Source organism: Leifsonia aquatica H1aii, assembly GCF_000633535.1.
Lineage (GTDB): Bacteria > Actinomycetota > Actinomycetes > Actinomycetales > Microbacteriaceae > Leifsonia > Leifsonia aquatica_A.
This window is the reverse complement of sequence record NZ_AYMR01000004.1, coordinates 125214-144018: the sequence shown is the minus strand read 5'-3', so window position 1 is coordinate 144018 and position 18805 is coordinate 125214. Positions and strand designations below refer to the sequence as shown.

18 protein-coding genes and 1 tRNA gene are annotated in these 18805 nt (G+C 71.4%); 16 read left to right on the top strand and 3 right to left on the bottom strand.

The features are described from left to right. The first annotated feature begins 271 nt into the window (after positions 1–271). Positions 272–2872 (top strand): Rne/Rng family ribonuclease, encoded by a 2601-nt coding sequence (locus tag U870_RS0103060; RefSeq protein WP_025155950.1) that lies wholly within the window; start codon positions 272–274, stop codon positions 2870–2872. A gap of 78 nt (positions 2873–2950) precedes the next feature. On the opposite strand, the gene U870_RS0103055 is transcribed toward U870_RS0103060, so the two are convergent. Continuing rightward, positions 2951–3226, bottom strand: coding sequence for a DUF4031 domain-containing protein (locus U870_RS0103055; RefSeq protein ID WP_025155949.1), 276 nt, complete (start codon positions 3224–3226; stop codon positions 2951–2953). Between the two features lie 264 nt (positions 3227–3490). Between U870_RS0103055 and rplU the strand changes: the two genes are divergently transcribed. The 11 genes from rplU (at position 3491) to U870_RS0103000 (ending at position 11248) form a co-directional block, all read left to right on the top strand. Then, entirely contained in the window at positions 3491–3799 is a 309-nt protein-coding gene (rplU, locus tag U870_RS0103050) for a 50S ribosomal protein L21 (protein WP_025155948.1), read from the top strand. Positions 3800–3829: 30 nt separating this feature from the next. Continuing rightward, complete coding sequence (rpmA, locus tag U870_RS0103045; RefSeq protein WP_021757229.1) at positions 3830–4087, top strand: 50S ribosomal protein L27; 258 nt, start codon at positions 3830–3832, stop codon at positions 4085–4087. A gap of 84 nt (positions 4088–4171) precedes the next feature. Beyond that, positions 4172–5743, top strand: coding sequence for a GTPase ObgE (gene obgE / locus U870_RS0103040; protein WP_025155947.1), 1572 nt, complete (start codon positions 4172–4174; stop codon positions 5741–5743). Further along, positions 5740–6609, top strand: coding sequence for a glutamate 5-kinase (proB, locus tag U870_RS0103035; RefSeq protein ID WP_025155946.1), 870 nt, complete (start codon positions 5740–5742; stop codon positions 6607–6609). The genes obgE and proB overlap by 4 nt, the downstream gene beginning before the upstream one ends. A 9-nt stretch (positions 6610–6618) precedes the next feature. Then, on the top strand, positions 6619–7887 hold the full coding sequence (locus U870_RS0103030; RefSeq protein WP_025155945.1) for a glutamate-5-semialdehyde dehydrogenase: 1269 nt from the start codon (positions 6619–6621) through the stop codon (positions 7885–7887). 53 nt (positions 7888–7940) lie between these two features. Then, positions 7941–8177: a hypothetical protein gene (locus U870_RS0103025; protein WP_025155944.1), complete on the top strand. Its 237-nt coding sequence runs from the start codon at positions 7941–7943 to the stop codon at positions 8175–8177. Positions 8178–8187: 10 nt separating this feature from the next. Next, on the top strand, positions 8188–8793 hold the full coding sequence (gene nadD, locus U870_RS0103020) for a nicotinate-nucleotide adenylyltransferase (protein ID WP_025155943.1): 606 nt from the start codon (positions 8188–8190) through the stop codon (positions 8791–8793). Continuing rightward, positions 8790–10226, top strand: coding sequence for a hypothetical protein (locus U870_RS0103015; protein WP_025155942.1), 1437 nt, complete (start codon positions 8790–8792; stop codon positions 10224–10226). The genes nadD and U870_RS0103015 overlap by 4 nt, the downstream gene beginning before the upstream one ends. A gap of 55 nt (positions 10227–10281) precedes the next feature. Continuing rightward, positions 10282–10659, top strand: coding sequence for a ribosome silencing factor (rsfS, locus tag U870_RS0103010; protein ID WP_025155941.1), 378 nt, complete (start codon positions 10282–10284; stop codon positions 10657–10659). A 77-nt stretch (positions 10660–10736) separates the two neighbouring features. Further along, positions 10737–11060 carry a zf-TFIIB domain-containing protein gene (locus U870_RS0103005; RefSeq protein ID WP_025155940.1) on the top strand — a complete coding sequence of 108 codons (324 nt, stop codon included), beginning with the start codon at positions 10737–10739 and terminating at the stop codon, positions 11058–11060. A 115-nt stretch (positions 11061–11175) separates the two neighbouring features. Further along, positions 11176–11248 (top strand) — tRNA-Ala (locus U870_RS0103000). A 155-nt stretch (positions 11249–11403) separates the two neighbouring features. On the opposite strand, the gene U870_RS0102995 is transcribed toward U870_RS0103000, so the two are convergent. Together U870_RS0102995 and U870_RS24215 are read right to left on the bottom strand one after the other, a co-directional pair. Beyond that, the gene (locus U870_RS0102995; RefSeq protein WP_025155939.1) at positions 11404–11946 is read right to left on the bottom strand and encodes a hypothetical protein; all 543 of its coding nucleotides are present in this window, start codon (positions 11944–11946) and stop codon (positions 11404–11406) included. Between the two features lie 112 nt (positions 11947–12058). Continuing rightward, a complete protein-coding gene (locus tag U870_RS24215; RefSeq protein ID WP_025155938.1) occupies positions 12059–13495 on the bottom strand; it encodes a hypothetical protein in 1437 nt (478 codons plus the stop codon). Between the two features lie 154 nt (positions 13496–13649). On the opposite strand from U870_RS24215, the gene U870_RS0102985 reads away from it, so the two are divergent. From U870_RS0102985 to U870_RS0102970, 4 genes are read left to right on the top strand one after another with little or no spacing between them, the layout of a single operon-like run. Further along, positions 13650–14609 (top strand): ABC transporter permease, encoded by a 960-nt coding sequence (locus tag U870_RS0102985; protein ID WP_025155937.1) that lies wholly within the window; start codon positions 13650–13652, stop codon positions 14607–14609. After that, positions 14606–15526, top strand: a complete 921-nt coding sequence (locus U870_RS0102980; RefSeq protein WP_025155936.1) for an ABC transporter permease — start codon at positions 14606–14608, stop codon at positions 15524–15526. Before U870_RS0102985 ends, U870_RS0102980 begins: the two co-directional genes overlap by 4 nt. Then, positions 15523–17166, top strand: coding sequence for a dipeptide ABC transporter ATP-binding protein (locus U870_RS0102975; protein WP_025155935.1), 1644 nt, complete (start codon positions 15523–15525; stop codon positions 17164–17166). Before U870_RS0102980 ends, U870_RS0102975 begins: the two co-directional genes overlap by 4 nt. Then, a complete protein-coding gene (locus tag U870_RS0102970) occupies positions 17163–18803 on the top strand; it encodes an ABC transporter substrate-binding protein (RefSeq protein ID WP_025155934.1) in 1641 nt (546 codons plus the stop codon). Before U870_RS0102975 ends, U870_RS0102970 begins: the two co-directional genes overlap by 4 nt. The last annotated feature ends 2 nt before the right edge of the window (positions 18804–18805 follow it).

The window sequence follows — 18805 nt, the reverse complement described above, 5'->3', positions numbered from 1 at the left end:
CCTGGGAGCACCGGCATCCGATCGCGCATCATGCGATAATCGTCTCTGGATGTCGATCCGGCCCCGCCGGAGACAGACGAATAGAAGGCTTGAGGGCGCCCCTGGCGCCCGGTGGGCGTCGGCCGAGCGGCCGACGATGACAGAGCCGGATGTGCGCCGCGCCACGAGTCGGCCGCGTCCGAGCAAGGATTACGGGGCAGGCCGCGTGTCGGCTCCGACGGAGAGTACCCGGCGAGCGGGGAACCGCGGCCGGTCGAGGAGTGCACCAGCGATGGTGGAAAACGAGAATATCGACAGCAATGGCAACGACACGGAGACGGGAGGGCGCAAGCGCAAGGGGCTCTTCGGAGCGCGCCGCGCGGTGAAGCGCACCACCGATTCCCCGGTGCAGCAGGCAGCCACGGCGGCTCCGGACGGGGCCCCCGAGCCGGTGACCTCTCCGGTCGCCGCCGCGAGCGCGCCGGCCGGCCCCGCCGCGACCGCCTCTGACATGACGACGTCCGACGAGACGACCGCGGCCGCGCCTGCGCGCGCTGCGTCGGAGACCGCGACGGTCGCCGTCGCCGTGGCGGAGCGTGGCGCGCACGAGCCGCCGGCCCTGCCGGAGCCGCTCGGCGACCAGGACGCCGACCTTCCGGGTGTCCCCGGGCTCCCGCCGACGACGCTGCTCTTCCAGGCGCCCGACATCGTGCCGCTCCCGCCCCTTCCTGGTGGGAACGACGACGACGAGGAGCCCGCCGGGGGAGTCCGCCGCCGCTCGCGCCGCCGCGCGGGCGAGAGTGGTCGCGAGGGCGCCAACGACCCCGCGAACACGGTCGTCAAGGTGCGCACGCCGCGTGAGCCCGAGCTCATCACCGAGCCGCAGAAGGTCAAGGGTTCCACCCGGCTCGAGGCCAAGAAGCAGCGCCGTCGCGACGGCCGCGACGCCGGTCGCCGCCGCCCCGTCATCACGGAGGCCGAGTTCCTCGCCCGCCGCGAGTCTGTCGATCGCCAGATGATCGTCCGCGAGAAGAGCGGCCGCATCCAGATCGGCGTCCTCGAGGACAAGGTGCTCGTCGAGCACTACGTCGCCCGCTCGCAGGAGGCGTCGCTGATCGGCAACGTCTACCTCGGCCGCGTGCAGAACGTGCTCCCGAGCATGGAGGCCGCGTTCGTCGACATCGGGCGCGGCCGCAACGCCGTGCTCTACTCCGGCGAGGTCGACTGGGACGCCGTCGAGACCGGCAACCAGCCGCGCCGCATCGAGCTCGCCCTGAAGCCGGGCGACCGCGTGCTCGTCCAGGTCACCAAGGACCCGGTGGGTCACAAGGGCGCCCGTCTGACGAGCCAGATCTCGCTGCCCGGCCGCTACCTCGTGTACGTGCCGAACGGCTCCATGAACGGCATCAGCCGCAAACTGCCCGACACCGAGCGCGCTCGCTTGAAGAAGATCCTCAAGGAGGTTCTCCCGGAGAGCGCGGGCGTCATCGTGCGCACCGCCGCCGAGGGCGCCACCGAGGAGCAGCTGACGCTCGACGTCTACCGCCTCACCGCGCAGTGGGCCGACATCAGCAAGCAGGTCGAGAAGCAGCAGGCCCCCGCGCTGCTGCACAGCGAGCCCGACCTGCTCATCAAGATCATCCGCGACGTCTTCAACGAGGACTTCCAGAAGCTCGTGATCGCGGGCGACGAGGCGCGTCAGACGATCGAGAACTATCTCCGCCAGGTCGCCCCCGATCTCCTCGACCGCGTCGAGGCGTACACGGGCGAGCGCGACGCGTTCGACGAGCACCGCATCACGGAGCAGATCGAGAAGGCGCTGGAGCGCAAGGTCTGGCTGCCTTCCGGCGGCTCGCTGGTCATCGACCGCACCGAGGCGATGACGGTCGTGGACGTCAACACCGGCAAGTTCGTCGGCTCCGGCGGCAACCTGGAGGAGACGGTCACCAAGAACAACCTCGAGGCCGCGGAGGAGATCGTCCGCCAGCTGCGTCTGCGCGACATCGGCGGCATCATCGTCGTGGACTTCATCGACATGGTGCTGGAGTCGAACCGCGACCTCGTGCTGCGCCGTCTGATCGAGTGCCTCAGCCGCGACCGCACCAAGCACCAGGTCGCCGAGGTCACGTCGCTCGGCCTCGTGCAGATGACCCGCAAGAAGCTCGGCCTCGGCCTGCTGGAGACCTTCAGCGAGGTCTGCGAGGTCTGCGCCGGCCGCGGCGTCGTCGTGCATCACGACCCGGTCGTGAAGCACCGCCAGCCGCAGCAGCAGGCCCCGCAGAACGAGCGCCGTCGCGGTCGCGGCGGAAACGGGGGAGGATCCGGCGCATCGGCCCCGGCGAACTCACCCGCGCACTCCGGCAACGGGGGGACGCACGCGATCACCGACGACGCGAAGAACGCGCTCGCGCAGATCGCGGCGTCGACGATCCACCCGCACGCGCAGGACGCGGAGGCCGCCCCTGCGGCTCCCGAGGCCGCTCCGGCGCCCAAGAAGCGTCGTCGCAAGGGCAAGGGCGCGGCATCCGCCGAGCAGGAGGCCACTACCGACACCACGGCCGCCGCGGAGTCGAGCGACGCCATCGCGGCCGAGTCTGCCGCCGCCGAGGCGATCGTCGAGGCCGCGACCGTGGAGGCCGTCGAGCCCGTCACGGCCGTCGCCGACACCGCTGCGGACGATGCGTCCGCGCTCCTCCCGCTGCTCGACCTCCCGGCGCCGCACGAGCCGGCCGCGCCGGCCGTGCGCCCCTCCGCCGAGGAGACCGAGCAGCTGCTCGGGTCGGTCCTCGACTCGCTGCCGCAGCCGAAGGAGCCGGGCCAGGGCCGCAGCCGCAGCCGTCGGGCCAGCACGGCGGTCATCGCCGGCGGCGAGATCGCGCCGAAGGAGGACTAGTCCGTTCCTGCGCAACGAGGACGAGTCCGTTCCTGCGCACCGAGCGTCCGCGACCGCGTGCGGAGGCGCCGACCCGTGTCAGTGCCTCCGCACGCGGTCGCGTGCTTTCACGCGCAAACCGCTGGCGATCAGCCGCGTGACGAGCTCCTTGCCGGGGACGGCGACGGCCCCAGCGGCCACCAGCGCGTCGTAGCGGCGTTCGGGCACGTCGTAGTGGTCCTGGTCGAACGCGCGTGCGGGGACGTCGTGGGCGGCCGCGAAGGCGTGCAGCTCGTCGAGCGACGCGTCGCTGACGAGATGCGACCACAACATGCCGTGCGCGGGCCATGCCGGGGGATCGATCAAGACCGTCATAGAATGATTGTAGGAACGGCGCCATCGACGGTGCCGCACGGTCCTGGAGCCCCCGCGTTGAATTGACGTGAAGCGTGGCCTCAGGTAAAGTTGACCGCTGGTGTGTGTAGGGCGTCGCCCTTCTCTCCACCATGGTTTTCTGAGAGCCGTCCCCGGTCCCCGGGGCGTCGAGCTCGCCAGTGACTTCCAAGAACAGTAAGAGTAGGACCAGGTCCGGGCCGTCAGGTCGTCGGGAACTGTTCCCCGACGAAAAGGTACGTGAGAGTGGTTTACGCAGTTGTGCGCGCCGGTGGCCGGCAGGAGAAGGTCGAGATCGGGACCATCGTCACGATGGACCGCATCAAGGCCGACAAGGACGGCAACGTCGAGCTGGCTGCCGTGCTGCTTGTCGACGGTGACAAGATCACCTCGGACGCCAAGTCCCTCGCCAAGGTGAAGGTCACGGCGGAGGTCCTCGGCGACCTGCGCGGTCCGAAGATCGTCATCCAGAAGTTCAAGAACAAGACCGGTTACAAGAAGCGTCAGGGCCACCGCCAGGAGCTCACGCGCGTCAAGATCACCGGCATCAAGTAGCCGACCCGGACCTCCCGAGGAGAAGAAGACATGGCACACAAAAAGGGAGCGAGCTCCACTCGCAACGGCCGCGACTCGAACGCGCAGCGCCTCGGCGTCAAGCGCTTCGGCGGCCAGACCGTCAACGCGGGTGAGATCCTGGTCCGCCAGCGCGGCACCCACTTCCACCCCGGCGTGAACGTCGGCCGTGGCGGCGACGACACCCTGTTCGCCCTCGCCGCCGGTGCGGTCGAGTTCGGCAACAAGGGTGGCCGCAAGGTCGTCAACATCGTGGCGGTCGGGGCGTAGCCTCCATCACCACCAGCAACGCTATGACGGATGGGCGGGCTTCGGCCCGCCCATCCGCCGTTTGGACACAGTAGGGAGCACCACATGGCGACGTTCGTTGATCGCGTGACGTTGCATCTGCGCGCCGGCAACGGCGGCAATGGGTGCGTCTCGGTCCGTCGTGAGAAGTTCAAGCCGCTCGCCGGCCCCGACGGCGGCAACGGCGGCAACGGCGGGGACATCGTCCTCGTCGCCGACCCGCAGGTGACCACGCTGCTCGGCTACCACCGCCACCCGCACCAGTCGAGCGACAACGGCGGCTTCGGGATGGGCGACCACCGCAGCGGCTACACGGGCGAGGAGCTCGAGCTCCCGGTGCCCGTCGGCACCGTCGTCAAGAGCGAGGACGGCGAGGAGCTCGCCGACCTGACCGAGCCCGGCATGCGCATCGTCGTGGCCGCCGGCGGCATCGGCGGCCTCGGCAACGCCGCCCTCGCGAACCAGAAGCGCAAGGCCCCCGGCTTCGCGCTCCTCGGCACACCCGGCTGGGAGGGCGACGTCCTCCTCGAACTCAAGACCGTCGCCGACGTGGCCCTGGTGGGCTATCCGTCCGCCGGCAAGTCGAGCCTGATCGCGGCCCTGTCGGCGGCGAAGCCGAAGATCGCCGACTATCCCTTCACCACCCTCCACCCGAACCTCGGCGTCGTGCAGGCGGGTGACGTGCGTTACACCGTCGCCGACGTGCCCGGACTCATCGAGGGCGCGAGCGAGGGCAAGGGCCTCGGGCTCGAGTTCCTGCGCCACGTCGAACGCTGTTCGGCGCTGCTGCATGTGCTCGACTGCGCCACGCTGGACCCGGGGCGCGACCCGCTGAGCGACCTCGACGTCATCCTCGCCGAGCTCGCCGCCTACCCGGTGCCCGACGGCCAGATCCCGTTGCTGGAGCGCCCGCAGTTCGTCGCGCTCAACAAGATCGACGTCCCGGAGGGCCGCGAGCTCGCCGAGTTCGTCCGCCCCGACCTCGAAGCCCGCGGCTACCGCGTGTTCGAGATCTCGACGGTGAGCCACGAGGGCCTGCGCGCGCTGTCGTTCGCGCTCGGTGACCTCGTCGAGTCGGCTCGCGCCGAGCAGGCGGCGCTCGAGATTGCCCGGCCCCGCATCGTCATCCGCCCCACGGCCATCGACGACTCCGGCTACACGGTCAAGGTCGAGGGCGGCAGCGACGGCCCCGTCTACCGGATCCTGGGCGCCAAGCCCGAGCGCTGGGTCGCCCAGACCGACTTCGCCAACGAGGAGGCCATCGGCTACCTGGCGGACCGGCTCGCGAAGCTCGGGGTCGAGGACTCGCTGTTCAAGGCGGGCGCCGTGGGCGGGTCGACCGTCATCATCGGCCGCTCCAACGGCGTCGTCTTCGACTGGGAGCCCACCCTCACCTCCACCGCCGAGCTCATGACCGCGCCCCGCGGTACGGACGCGCGCCTCGACGCGAACAACCGTCCCACGCGCAATCAGCGCCGTGAGGAGTACTTCGAGCGGATGGACGCCAAGGCGGAGGCCCGGGCGGAACTGCTGCGCGAACGCGAGGCCGGGCTCTGGCAGGACGACAGCTACGACGACAACGTGCAGTCGGCGGCCGCCGCCGGCGACATCGACGGCGAGGAGACGGGCAAGGAATGACCATCGACGAGCGCAGCAGGATCCCCGAGGCCCGACGCATCGTCGTCAAGGTCGGTTCCTCCTCCATCAGCGGGGAGAACGCCGGGCAGATCCAGCCGCTCGTCGATGCGCTGGCCGAAGCCCATGGGCGCGGCGCACAGGTCGTCCTCGTCTCCTCCGGCGCCATCGCCACGGGCCTGCCGTACCTGGCGCTGGAGGGTCGGCCCACCGACCTCGCGACCCAGCAGGCGGCGGCGGCGGTGGGGCAGAACGTGCTCATCTACCGCTACCAGGACAGCCTGGACCGGTACGGGATCGTCGCCGGCCAGGTGCTCCTCACCGCGGGCGACATGGAGACACCGACGCACCGCAGCAACGCCAAGCAGGCGATGGAGCGACTGCTCGACCTGCGCATCCTCCCCATCGTGAACGAGAACGACACCGTCGCGACGCACGAGATCCGCTTCGGCGACAACGACCGTCTCGCCGCGCTCGTGGCGCTCCTGGTGGAGGCGGACGTGCTCGTGCTGCTGTCGGACGTCGATGCGCTGTACACGAGGCCTCCGCAGGAGCCCGGCGCCGAGCGGATCGACCTCGTCGCCTACGACGACGATCTCGCCGGTGTGGAGATCGGTGCCACCGGCCTCTCCGCCGTGGGGACCGGGGGAGCGCTCACCAAGGTCTCGGCCGCCCGGCAGGCGGCGGAAGGCGGGACCGCGGTGGTACTCACGTCGACCGCTCTCGTGACCGAAGCGCTGCGCGGGGACGCGGTCGGCACCTGGTTCGCGCCCGCGCCCGACGGTGTTCCGAGCGTGACCGGCGCGCTGTCGGTCATCCCCGGATCACGGGCTCCGGGAGCCGTCACCCCCGGCGCCGCCGCGTCCTAGACTGGGACCATGTCTCCGACCACCGCCGCGCCCGTCGCGCTCGTCGACAAGCTCGCCGCGGCCAAGCAGGCCTCGATCTCCCTCGCGACCGCGACCACGCTGCAGAAGAACGCGGCGCTCACCGCGATCGCCGAGGGCGTCGTCGCGTCCGCGGCCGAGATCCTCGCCGCGAACGAGCTCGACCTGGCGAACGGTCGTGAGAACGGTCTGACCGCCGGCCTGCTCGACCGGCTGACCCTCTCCACGGCGCGCCTGGAGGGCCTGGCGGACGCCGTGCTCGAGGTCGTCGGCCTCACCGACCCGGTCGGACAGGCCGTGCGCGGGAGCACGCTGCCCAACGGCGTCGCCATCTCCCAGGTCCGCGTGCCCTTCGGTGTCGTCGGGGCCATCTACGAGGCCCGGCCGAACGTCACCATCGACATCGCCGCCCTGGCGATCAAGAGCGGCAACGCGGCCGTCCTGCGCGGCGGAAGCGCAGCCATCGAGACGAACCGGGTCCTCGTCGGCGTGATCCAGTCGGCACTCGCGTCCGCGGGGCTGCCCGCCGACGCCGTGCAGACCATCGACGAGTTCGGTCGTGCCGGCGCCGGAGAGCTGATGCGCGCCCGGAGCTACGTCGACGTGCTCATCCCACGGGGCAGCGCCGACCTCATCCGGACCGTCGTGACCGAGTCGACCGTCCCGGTGATCGAGACCGGCGCAGGCGTCGTCCACATCGTGCTCGACGAGAGTGCCCGGGAGGACTGGGCCGTCGACATCGTCCGCAACGCGAAGGTCCAGCGGCCGAGCGTCTGCAACGCGGTCGAGACGCTGCTCGTGCATCGCGCGGCCGCCGACCGCCTGCTCCCCGCCGTGCTCGGCGCCCTGGCGGAGGACGGCGTCACCGTGCACGCCGACGAACGCGCCCTACCGTTCGCGACCGGCGGTGTTCCCGTGACCGAGGAGGACTGGGCGACGGAGCACATGAGCCTCGACATCTCCGTCAAGGTCGTTGACGACCTCGACGAGGCCATCGACCACATCCGTCGCTACTCGACGCAGCACACCGAGTCGATCATCACCAACGACCTGGCGAACGCCGAACGCTTCCTCGCGCAGGTGGACTCCGCGGTCGTGATGGTCAACGCCTCCACCCGCTTCACGGACGGCGGCGAATTCGGGTTCGGCGCCGAGGTGGGCATCTCGACGCAGAAGCTGCACGCCCGAGGCCCGATGGGGCTGCCCGAGCTCACGAGCACCAAGTGGATCGTGCGCGGGTCCGGCCAGATCCGAGCCTGAGCGCCCGCTAGACTGATCGGCGGGCCAGCGCCCACCGGAAAGGAAGTACCCCGATGTCATTTCTGACGACCGTCCTCGCGGAGGCCGAGACGCACGTCGAGCTGCCGATGCCCACCTGGGCCTACGGCGCCATCGCCCTCGCGATCTTCGCGGTGCTCGCGATCGTCGTGTTCAGCTACAGGGACGTCGCCAACCGGCACAGCCACAAGGCCGCCGCCGACGCGGCCGCGCACGCCGGTGCGCCGGGTGCCACGCACCACGGCAGCGGGCACCCGAACCAGGGGCACTGACCCTCCGGGCATGGAGCTGACGGAGAAGAGCCGGCGGCCGCGCATCGGAGTGATGGGCGGAACGTTCGACCCGATCCACCACGGGCACCTGGTCGCGGCCAGCGAGGTGGCGCAGTCCTTCGACCTCGACGAGGTCGTCTTCGTCCCGACCGGCGAGCCGTGGCAGAAGGGCGTGGTCACCGAGGCGGAGCACCGCTATCTGATGACGGTGATCGCCACCGCCTCCAATCCGCGCTTCACCGTCAGCCGGGTCGACGTGGATCGCGCCGGCCCGACCTATACGATCGACACCCTGCGCGACCTGCACGAGCAGCGCCCCGACGCCGAACTCTTCTTCATCACCGGCGCCGACGCGATCGCGCAGATCCTCAGCTGGCACGATGTCGACGAGCTCTGGAAGCTCGCCCACTTCGTGGCTGTGAGTCGTCCGGGACATGACTTGAGTATTTCTGGATTGCCGACGGGGGACGTAAGCTTGTTGGAAGTCCCGGCACTGGCGATCTCATCGACCGATTGCCGGAGCCGGGTGAGCAGGGGATTCCCGGTCTGGTACCTCGTGCCGGACGGTGTCGTCCAGTACATCTCGAAACACCATCTGTATCGGAGTGTTGCATGACCTCGTGGCCTGAGCCGCCCGCGGAAGGCCAGCCGCCGCAGACCCGGCGACAGGCCCGTGAGAACGAACGTACGGCTGCGCGCCAGGAGGCGCGGCGTGCCGGGACGAGCGAACCCACCCCCGGGGGTGAGATCCCCACCTTCACGACGTCCGCGTCCGCGGCGCCGACCGCGCAGAGCGAGACCCCGGCGCCTCAGCCGGCCCGTCCCGCCGAGAGCGCCGTCTCCGCACCGGAGCGCCCGTCGATCCCCGCGACCGCGTTCGCCGAGCCCGGCGTGCTGCCGCCGTCGCGTCCGTACACCGCGAACGGCGACGACTTCGACTCCCTCGTGTTCTCCGCTCCGGCCACCACCGCGCCCGACAGCGCCGACACCACCGCGTCGCCCGACGCGGCCACGGCGCCGGGTGACGAGGACGACGCGGCGGCCTCCCTCTTCCGCCAGGCGTCCGACCCGGCGAAGCCCGAGGCCGTCACCCAGCCGCTCGCGGTCGTCCCGACGACGGACCGGTCGAGCGCCGGCGTCGTGCCGGAACGCACGCTGACCCGCCGCGAGATGCGCGCCATGATGCAGGCGCAGGAGGCGAACCAGCAGGCCAATCACGCCCCGCACCTCGCCGAGCCGGTCGTGCCGATCGCCGTCTCCGACGCTCCGTCTGCTCCATCCGTGCAGACCGCGTCCGACACCGGCTCGCCGGTCGACGCGCCGGTGGCCGACGGCGAGAAGAAGGCGTGGCCCTTCGCCCCGCTCAGTCCGTCGTCGTCCGGCTCGGCCGTGCAGACTCCTGCCGCTCCCGTGGCTGCCGCCCCGGCCGCGGCTCCCGTCCAGACCTCGGCGCCGACATCCCCGTTCACCGGATTCGGGCTCACCCCCTCGTCGGCTCCGACGGCCGATCCCGCTCCGGCCCCGGTGCCGGCGTCGGGCGCGGACGACGCGTCCGCGCAGGAGCGCCGTCCGTTCACCCCGCCGACGGGTCACTGGTCGACGGCGGCCGCGGTGGAGGAGGCGAGCGAGCCGATCATCTCCCGCAACGTGGGCCAGTCCACGGCGGCGACGACGACGAACGCGCTCATCCTCCCGGCCATCCCGCGACCGGATGCCACCGCGCCGTTGACGAGCACGGGGGAGATCCTCGTGACCGGCTCCATCGACCTGCCCCGCGGCGTCGGCTCCACCGGACTCAACCCCGAACACCTCGACTCGTCCGACATCGACAACCTGCTGGACGGCGAAGAGAACGAGTTCAACACCTCGGAGGTCGCCCCTGTGCGCGCCTCCCGGGCGATCAGCACCCACACGTCCACGCGCGGCGTGATCACCCCGCCGAAGAAGCGCGGCAACGCACTGCCGCTCGTACTCATCATCACCGCGGGTGTTCTCGCTGTCGGCGTCATCGGGCTGCTCGTCGCCGCGTACTGGCTGAGGGTGTTCTGATCCTTCGCACAGCCGACCCGACACCAGACTTCGTCACCGCACCGGAGGCACGACCGTGACCGCATCCCCGCACGCCCGAGAGATCCTGCAGATCGCGGCGATCGCCGCCGACTCCAAGGGCGGTGAGGACCTCGTCGCCCTCGACGTCTCCGGTCCGCTGCCCCTGACGGACGCCTTTCTGCTCGTCACCGGGCGCGTCGAGCGCAATGTCATCGCGATCGCCGGCGAGGTGGAGGACCAGCTGAACGAGGCGGGCGTCCGGACGCTGCGTCGCGAGGGACGCGCGGAGGGCCGTTGGGTGCTCCTCGACTTCGGCGATCTGGTCGTGCACGTCTTCCACGAGGAGGACCGCATGTACTACTCGCTGGAGCGGCTCTGGAAGGACTGCCCCGTCCTCCCCATCGAGCTTCCGGTGCACGACACCGCCCGCTGACGAGCGTCGCCGCCGATCACGGCGGTTTCCCGGCTGCACATGAGAGTTCTCTCATGAACGCCTTGTTGACTGTGGCCATGAAGTGTCCCACCGACAACGCGACCCTGGTCATGAGCGAACGCAACGGCATCGAGATCGACTACTGTCCGGACTGCCGCGGCGTCTGGCTGGACCGCGGCGAACTCGACAAGATCATCGACCGGGCGGGAGCCACGGCGCCCGCCGCTACGCCGGCTCCGCAGTACCCGGAGCAGCAGTACCGCGAGCCCGGGTATCCCCAGCAGGGGCATCCGCAGCAGGGCGCGGTGCAGCAGGGATACCCGCAGCCTGGATACGCCCCGCAGGGCCAGCGGCCGTACAAGAAGAAGCGCGAGAACTGGCTCAGCGAGCTCTTCGACTGAGGCGGCACCGCACGACGCGCCCGGGGGAGGGGCGGGATTTTTTCCTGGGCGCGTCCGTGTAGTACGCTGGATGAGTTGTCGCGGGAAGCCGGGGCGATGAAGATGAACTGAATACGGGTCTGTGGCGCAGCTGGTAGCGCACCTGCATGGCATGCAGGGGGTCAGGGGTTCGAGTCCCCTCAGATCCACCCACGAAGCCCGGCCTCCGCGTGAACGCGCAGAAGCCGGGCTTTTTCGTGCGCTCGCATCCTTCGTGCGCTTCGTGTCCTCGGCGCTCGTGTTCGCAGTGCTCGTGTTCGCAGTGCTCGTGTCCTCAGTGCTCGTGTTCTCGGCGCTTGCGGGTTCAGCGCGCCGGCCGCGGTGGCGGGACGTCGGAGGTGCCCTCCGTTCCGTCGTCGAGGCGAGGCTCCGCGTGCCGCGGGGCGGCGTCCGGGACCTCGTCGATGGGCGTCTCCGCTGGGCGCCCCGGATCCCGCGGCGGCAGCTCGGTGCGCGGCGACTCGGCGCGCGCTTCCGTGCGCGGCTCCTCCACGCGTCGACCGTCGCGGTCGGTGCGGACGTCCGGGTCGATCGCGTCGGCTTTCGCCAGCTTCTCGTCGATCGATGAGCGCGCCGCTGCCGCCTCCGTGGTGTGCGCCTCGGCCGACCGCCTGCGCTGCTCGGCCTCGACTTCTGCCTGCTTCGCGTCGGCCGTCGCCTGCGCGGCCTTGGCCTCGCGTTCCCGCGCGGCGAGGTCGTCGTCGCGGGCGTCGGCCCGCAGCTCCTGGGCGCGCCGGCGGTCGTGCTCCTGCCGGCGCCGACGCCCCGCGGTGAGGGAGACCGCGATGATCGCGACGACGATCACCACGATGACGACGATCAGAATGATCCATCCAGTTGTGTTCATGCCGGGTCACAGTACGCCTCCCACGCCTGACCCGCGCCCGACATTCGTGCCGAATGTCGGGAAAGGGGCGGCGAAAGTCGACATTCGTGCCGAGTGTGGCCGCGGCGGGGCGTCAGTCCCGGCGCAGTTGTGCGCGCACGGCACGGAGGGCGCGCAGCGCGGCGACGGCTCTGCGGAGCTTCGAGGGCGGGCGCACCGTCCCGAGCGCGTCGGCGGGGAGCGCCGCAGAGGCGAGCTGCCGCTGCAGGGCCCGGAAGCCGTCCACCTGGCGTGCCAGCGCACGCAGGTCGACGGTGCGCGCCGGAAGGTCCGCGAGCAAGTACTCCGGTGCTGTGACCAGGGCGACGGCGGGGATACGGTGCTCGAACAGCGGTTCGCCCTCGCCGAAGTGGATGAGCGGGGCGGGTTTCGCCACCGGCACCGGTGCGCCGGCGGGCGCGGGCCAGGCCAGCCGGACGAAGGCTGCCAGCTCCGCCGTGGTCGCGTAGAGGAGTTCCGGCTCGAGGGCGCCGGTCGCTCCGTACACCCCGCTCGCGGCGTCGAGGACGAACGCCCGCGCACCGAGGTGCTCGATCGCGAGGCCTGCGACGGCGCGCAGCCCGCCCGGCCTGCCGTCCCACAGCGCGGGATGGTCGCGCAACCACGCCGTCGTGGCCTGGCCGTGGTCGGTCATGGCAGGGATGCGCAGATGGCCGGTGACGGCGGCGAAGACGATCGTGCGGTCGTGCGCAGCGGCGACCGCGTCGCGGGCGAGGGCGAGGAGGCCGATGTGGCCGTTCTCCTCCACTTCGTTCGATCCGTCGGTGTGGGTGACGACGAGCACGGACTCGCCGGGGACGGTGCCGGGGGACACCGCCCACACGGTGTCGGTGGTGGTGCCGGGAGCCAGCTCGGCGGCGAGCCGGAGCCGAGCCGTCGATCCACGCCGGGCCGCCTCGCGCAGGCGCCCGCGTTCGCTCTCGGGAACCCAGAGCGCGGGAAGGTCGCGGTACGGCTGGGTGAACGGGACGTACTGACCCGCCGAGACGGCGTCCGGGATCCGGTTCCAGACGGCGACGACTCCCAGCACGCCGGCCCTGCGGGCGGCTGCGAGGTCCAGCCCGCCGAGCTCGGCGCTGAGGACGGTGTTGCTCACGGTCGGGCCGATCACGGCGCTCCCGTCCCAGCTGTCGACCACAGCCTGACTCGGCACCCGCAGATGGTTCACCTCGACCACGGCGATGGCGCCGGCGGCGGAGGACCAGCGGGGTCTCCGCCCGGTCAGCCGGACCATCCGCCCGGTCACCCCGGCGGGGCCGGTGGTCCCGGAGTACGGCCACGCCGAGGCGACGGTGACCGGTGCACCTTCGACGTCGAGCGTCGCACTCCCCGCGGGGGCCTCCCACCGATCGAACGTGTGCCGGTCGCGCTGCACGTCGAGGCCGAGCGCGGTCAGCTCGGCGGCGATGGAGTCGACCAGTTCGGCGTGGGCGGCCGAGCCGGTGGGACGCATCCCGAGCCGCGCGAGCTGGTCGAGCTGGCGGGCGTACCGGGCTGTCTCATTCTCCATCACCCCATTCTGGCGCGCGCGTAGCGGCGGCGGGCGTCGCGCGCCAGGGGCGGGGTCACGGCGCGTAAGAACGGACACACTCGGTAATCCGATGGCGGGAGGGGCGCGGGCTCCTGACGGAATGGCTTCACGACCACCCGTGAAAGGAGCCCACATGGGCAGGTACATCCTGCGCCGCCTCGCACAGGCGGCCCTGGTCCTCGCCGTCGCCTACGCGGCGAGCTACCTCGTGCTCTGGGCGCTGCCCGGCGACGCGCTCGCAAGCCTCACCGGCGGCCAGTCCACGGATCTGAGCGCCGAGCAGATCGCCGCGATCCGATCGGAATGGGGGCTCGACCAGCCGGTCCTCCTCCGGCTCCTCACCGCGGCCGGCCACGCGCTCACCGGCGACTTCGGGCGGTCGTTCGTCTCGGGGCGCCCGGTCTCCGCCCTCATCGCGGAGAGCCTCCCGGCGACGGCCCAGATCGCGGGGCTCGGCTTCGTCTTCGCCCTCCTGCTCGGCACTGGCATCGCCCTGGCGGCCACCCGCACCCGGGCGCGTGGGCTGCGCGGCCTGCTTCTCGGCCTGCCGCCGCTCGGGGTCGCGATCCCGTCGTTCTGGCTCGGACTCCTGCTCATCCAGTTCTTCTCGTTCCAGCTCGCCCTGTTCCCCGCCACCGGCAACGGTCCGGGCAGCGCCGTGCTCCCGGCGATCACCCTCGCGATCCCGACCAGCGCGCTGATCGCTCAGCTGCTCGCCCAGGGACTCGAGCGGGAACTGGCCCAGCCGTACGCCGACACGGCGCGGGCGAAAGGAGCCTCCACCACCCGGGTACAGCTCGGGCACGCGTTCCGCAACGCGGCGCTCCCGGCGCTCACGATCGCGGGTCTGGTGGTCGGCAACCTCCTGGCGGGCTCGGTCGTGACCGAGACCGTGTTCGGCCGGACGGGTCTCGGCCGGACGACGGCCGATGCCGTGGCCGCACAGGACATCCCCGTGGTGCAGGGCGTCGTGGTCTTCGGCGCCCTGGTGTTCGTCGCCGTCAACCTGATCGTCGATCTCGTGTATCCGCTGCTCGACCCGCGCATCGTCACCGCGCGTGCCCGGGTGCGCGTTCCGGTGGTGGCCGCATGACCGAGACGCTCTCCCTCGACCGGGCGGCCACGCCGACACCCACCGTGACAGGCGCCCGCGCCTCCTCCGGCGGCGGGCGCTCGAGGCGGGCCGCCTCCCGCGTCCGCGACCTCGTCGCACGGCCCGGCCTCCTCGTCTCGGCCGTGTGGATCCTCCTGCTTCTGATCGCCGCCGTGGCACCGACGCTCTTCACTTCGGTGGATCCGCTGGCGACGACCGGTCCGGTCCGGCAGGCGCCGTCGGCCGCGCACCTCTTCGGCACCGACGCCATCGGCCGTGACCTGTTCGCGCGGGTCGTCCACGGCGCGGGGCTGTCGCTCGGCGCCGCCGCGATCGCCGTCGTCGTCGGTCTGCTCGCGGGGACGGTGATCGGCCTGCTCGCTGGATACCGGGGCGGCTGGGTGGATGCGGTGCTCATGCGGTTCACCGATGTGCTGCTCGCCATCCCCGGGCTTCTGCTCTCGCTCGCGTTCGTCGTCGCTCTCGGCTTCGGGACGGTGAACGTCGCCATCGCGGTCGGCGTCACCGCGGTCGCGTCCAACGCGCGTGTGCTCCGTTCGGAGGTGTTGCGCGTGCGGTCGAGCGTCTACGTGGAGGCGGCGGTCGCCGGCGGAGCCGGACGGCTGCGGGTGCTGCTGCGGCACGTGCTGCCCAACTCGATCTCGCCGTTGCTCGCTCTGGTCGCCCTCGACTTCTCCAGTGCGATCCTCGCCATCTCGGCCCTGAGCTTCCTCGGCTACGGCGCGCAGCCGCCCACGCCCGAGTGGGGTGCACTCGTCGCGAACGGCCGTGACTTCCTGGCCACGGCCTGGTGGATGACGACCGTTCCTGGCCTGGTGATCGCCCTCACGGTGCTCGCCGGCAACCGGATCTCACGAGCGCTGTCGCACGGCGGCGCGGCGGGAGGCGCGCGATGACGGGCACGGAACTGCTGCGGGTCGACGACCTGCGGGTCGGCTACCGCACCCGCGTGGGCCTCGTCGACGCGGTGCGGGGCATCGGTTTCACCGTCGCGGCGGGGGAGCGCGTCGCCGTGGTCGGCGAGTCGGGTTCCGGCAAGTCGACGACGGCGGCGGCCATCGTGCGCCTGCTGGCGGCGAATGCGACGGTCGAGGGAACGATCCGCTTCGCCGGCCAGGACCTCTCTGGTCTGCGCGGCGCCGCCTTCCGTTCCGTGCTGGGTCGCCGGATCGGGTACGTGCCGCAGGACCCCACCGTCTCGCTCAACCCGGTGAAGACGATCGGGCACCAGGTGGCGGAGGTGCTGACCATCCATCGGCTCGCCGATCGTCGCACGGCCCTGCTGGACGCCGTGGAGGCCCTGGAGCGTGCGGGCATCGACCGTCCCCAGCTGCGGGCGCGACAGTTCCCGCACCAGCTCTCGGGCGGCCAGCGGCAGCGCGTCCTGATCGCGATCGCCCTGGCCGCGCGGCCCTCCCTCGTGATCGCGGACGAGCCGACCAGCGCCCTCGACGTCACGGTGCAGCGCCGCATCCTCGACCAGCTCGACGCGCTCACCGAGGACGTGGGGGCGTCCACTCTGCTCATCACCCACGACCTCGGCATCGCCGCGGAGCGCGCCGACCGGATCCTCGTGCTCTCGGAAGGAGCCCTGGTCGAGGAGGGGACGCCCGACGCCGTGCTCGGCGACCCGCAGCACCCGTACACGCGATCGCTCATCGCGGCGGCGCCGAGCCTCAACACGACCGGCGGCACCTTCCTCACCCGCGCCCGGGCGGAGCACTCCGCAGGTGCGGTCGAGAACGGGCCTCGGGCCGAGGCCCTCCTGCGCGCCGACGGACTGGTGAAGGAGTTCGGGGGCACCCGCGCCGTCGACGGCGTCAGCATCGCGATCGAGCGCGGTCGCACCCTCGCGCTCGTGGGGGAGTCCGGGTCCGGCAAGACCACGACCTCCCGGCTGATCCTGCGGCTCGAGCAGCCGACGGCCGGACGGATCGTGTTCGACGGCGAGGACGTCACGGCACTCTCCGGCGGGCGTCTCCGCCGGCTCCGCCGCCGGATCCAGGTCGTCTACCAGAACCCGTACGCCTCCCTGAATCCGCGGCTCTCCGTCGGAGATGTGATCGCGGAGCCGCTGCGGTCCCTGCGTGTCGGCGATCGCCGGTCCCAGGCCGAGCGGGCACGGGTGCTCCTCGACGAGGTCGGGTTGCCCGCCGATGCGTTCGGTCGCCGCCCGGCGGAGCTCTCGGGAGGTCAGCGCCAGCGTGTGGCGATCGCCCGAGCACTGGCCCTGCGGCCCGAGCTGATCGTGCTCGACGAGGCGGTGTCCGCGCTCGACGTGCGCGTCCAGGCGCAGATCCTCGCGCTGCTCGCCGACCTGCAGGCCCAGCACGGTGTCGCCTACCTGTTCATCAGCCACGACCTCGCCGTCGTGCGACAGATCTCCGACGAGGTGGCCGTGCTGCGCGCGGGCCGCGTCGTCGAGGCCGGACCGGTCGCCACCGTGTTCGGCGACCCGCACCACCCGTACACCCGCGACCTGCTGGAGGCCATCCCCGGTCGCGATCCCCGACCCAGTATCAGGAGAACAGCATGAGAACCCCCACCTACCGCCGGCTCGCCGCCGGCATCGCCACCGCGGCGGCCGCCGGCCTGCTGCTCTCCGCGTGCGCGGGCGCCGCGGCGCCCGGAGCGACGTCGACGGCGGCCGCCACCCCGGTCGACGGCGGTGCGCTCACGTTCGCGCTCGGGAACGACCCGATCACGCTCAACCCGACCGCGACCGGCAGCGGCAACGACACACTGTACGTCGAGCGGCAGCTCTTCGACTCGTTGATCGAGCAGGACCCCAAGACCGGCAAGCTCGTCCCCTGGCTGGCGACGAAGTGGGAGGCCAACGCCGACGCGACGCAGTTCACCTTCACCCTGCGGAAGGGAGTCACCTTCTCGGACGGCACCCCGCTGACCGCGCAGGTCGTCAAGGACAACTTCGACGACATCGTCGCCAACGCGACCACGGCGCTGAGTGCGATCACGGCGCTGCCGAACTACGCGGGCACGACCGTGGTGGACGACTCGACCTTCACGGTGAGCTTCTCGAAGCCCAACGGAGCCTTCCCGCAGGCGGCGGCCTCGGTTGCGCTCGGCCTCCTGTCGCCGAAGTCGCTGGCGATCCCGTACGACGACCGCGCGACCGGGGCGGGCCTCAGCGGCACCGGGCCGTTCGTGCTGAAGAGCTACACGAAGAACACCTCGGTCGTGCTGACCAAGCGCGCCGGCTACGCCTGGGCGCCGGAGGACTACAGCAACCGCGGCGCCGCGCACCTCGACACGGTGACCTTCACGATCGTGCCGGAGGCGGGCGTCCGCACCTGCAGCCTGAGCTCGAAGCAGGTGGACGCGATCGGCGGTGTGCTGCCGCAGGACATCGCCGGCCTGCAGGCGCAGAAGACCCCGCTGGTGATCCGGGCCAACCCGGGCATCGCCTTCGGGCTCTCCACCTACATCCGGGAGGGGTCGCCCCTGGCGGACGTCTCGGTGCGCCGAGCGCTTTTGACCGCGCTCGACCGCTCGCTGATCCAGCAGTCCGCGCTGACGCCGGAGTTCGCGGTCGCCACCAGCGTGCTCGCCACGAACACCCCGGGCGCCGTCGACCTGAGCGCGAAGCTCGGCTTCGACGCGAAGGCCTCCGCGAAGCTGCTCGACGCGGCGGGGTGGAAGAAGGGCGGCGACGGCATCCGCGAGAAGGACGGCACGACGCTCGACCTGAAGCTCGGGTACATCGCCAACTTCACCCCGAACCAGTCCGTCATCGAGCTCATCCAGCAGCAGCTGAAGGCGATCGGCATCCGGGTCGAGGTCTGGACGGGCACCGTGCCGCAGTACCTCGCTGAGGCGAGCGCGGGGCACTTCGACCTCGCCTACGGCAACCTGTCCCGTGCCGACGGCGATGTGCTCCGCACGCAGTTCTCGTCCGCGCTGCCGAGCAATGCGGCCAAGGGCTACACGGACACCGAGCTGCAGCAGGACCTCACCGACCAGCTCGCGACGGCCGACCAGACGAAGCGCGCCCAGATCGCTCAGAAGGCGAACGCGCGCATCATCGACCTGGCCTACTACATCCCGGTCGTCGAGCTGACGACGGTGCTGGGGACCGCGCCGAACGTGCACGGGGTCGTGCTCGGGGCGGACTCCCGTCTCGGCTCACTGGTCGACGCGTACACGACGAAGTAGGA

Bases quoted from the DNA above. Each gene is read 5' to 3' on its own strand.
- U870_RS0103060 (WP_025155950.1), top strand. From the start codon at position 272: ATGGTGGAAAACGAGAATATCGACAGCAATGGCAACGACACGGAGACG.
- U870_RS0103055 (WP_025155949.1), bottom strand. From the start codon at position 3,226: ATGACGGTCTTGATCGATCCCCCGGCATGGCCCGCGCACGGCATGTTG.
- rpmA (WP_021757229.1), top strand. From the start codon at position 3,830: ATGGCACACAAAAAGGGAGCGAGCTCCACTCGCAACGGCCGCGACTCG.
- obgE (WP_025155947.1), top strand. From the start codon at position 4,172: ATGGCGACGTTCGTTGATCGCGTGACGTTGCATCTGCGCGCCGGCAAC.
- proB (WP_025155946.1), top strand. From the start codon at position 5,740: ATGACCATCGACGAGCGCAGCAGGATCCCCGAGGCCCGACGCATCGTC.
- U870_RS0103030 (WP_025155945.1), top strand. From the start codon at position 6,619: ATGTCTCCGACCACCGCCGCGCCCGTCGCGCTCGTCGACAAGCTCGCC.
- U870_RS0103025 (WP_025155944.1), top strand. From the start codon at position 7,941: ATGTCATTTCTGACGACCGTCCTCGCGGAGGCCGAGACGCACGTCGAG.
- nadD (WP_025155943.1), top strand. From the start codon at position 8,188: ATGGAGCTGACGGAGAAGAGCCGGCGGCCGCGCATCGGAGTGATGGGC.
- U870_RS0103015 (WP_025155942.1), top strand. From the start codon at position 8,790: ATGACCTCGTGGCCTGAGCCGCCCGCGGAAGGCCAGCCGCCGCAGACC.
- U870_RS0103005 (WP_025155940.1), top strand. From the start codon at position 10,737: ATGAAGTGTCCCACCGACAACGCGACCCTGGTCATGAGCGAACGCAAC.
- U870_RS0102995 (WP_025155939.1), bottom strand. From the start codon at position 11,946: ATGAACACAACTGGATGGATCATTCTGATCGTCGTCATCGTGGTGATC.
- U870_RS24215 (WP_025155938.1), bottom strand. From the start codon at position 13,495: ATGGAGAATGAGACAGCCCGGTACGCCCGCCAGCTCGACCAGCTCGCG.
- U870_RS0102985 (WP_025155937.1), top strand. From the start codon at position 13,650: ATGGGCAGGTACATCCTGCGCCGCCTCGCACAGGCGGCCCTGGTCCTC.
- U870_RS0102980 (WP_025155936.1), top strand. From the start codon at position 14,606: ATGACCGAGACGCTCTCCCTCGACCGGGCGGCCACGCCGACACCCACC.
- U870_RS0102975 (WP_025155935.1), top strand. From the start codon at position 15,523: ATGACGGGCACGGAACTGCTGCGGGTCGACGACCTGCGGGTCGGCTAC.
- U870_RS0102970 (WP_025155934.1), top strand. From the start codon at position 17,163: ATGAGAACCCCCACCTACCGCCGGCTCGCCGCCGGCATCGCCACCGCG.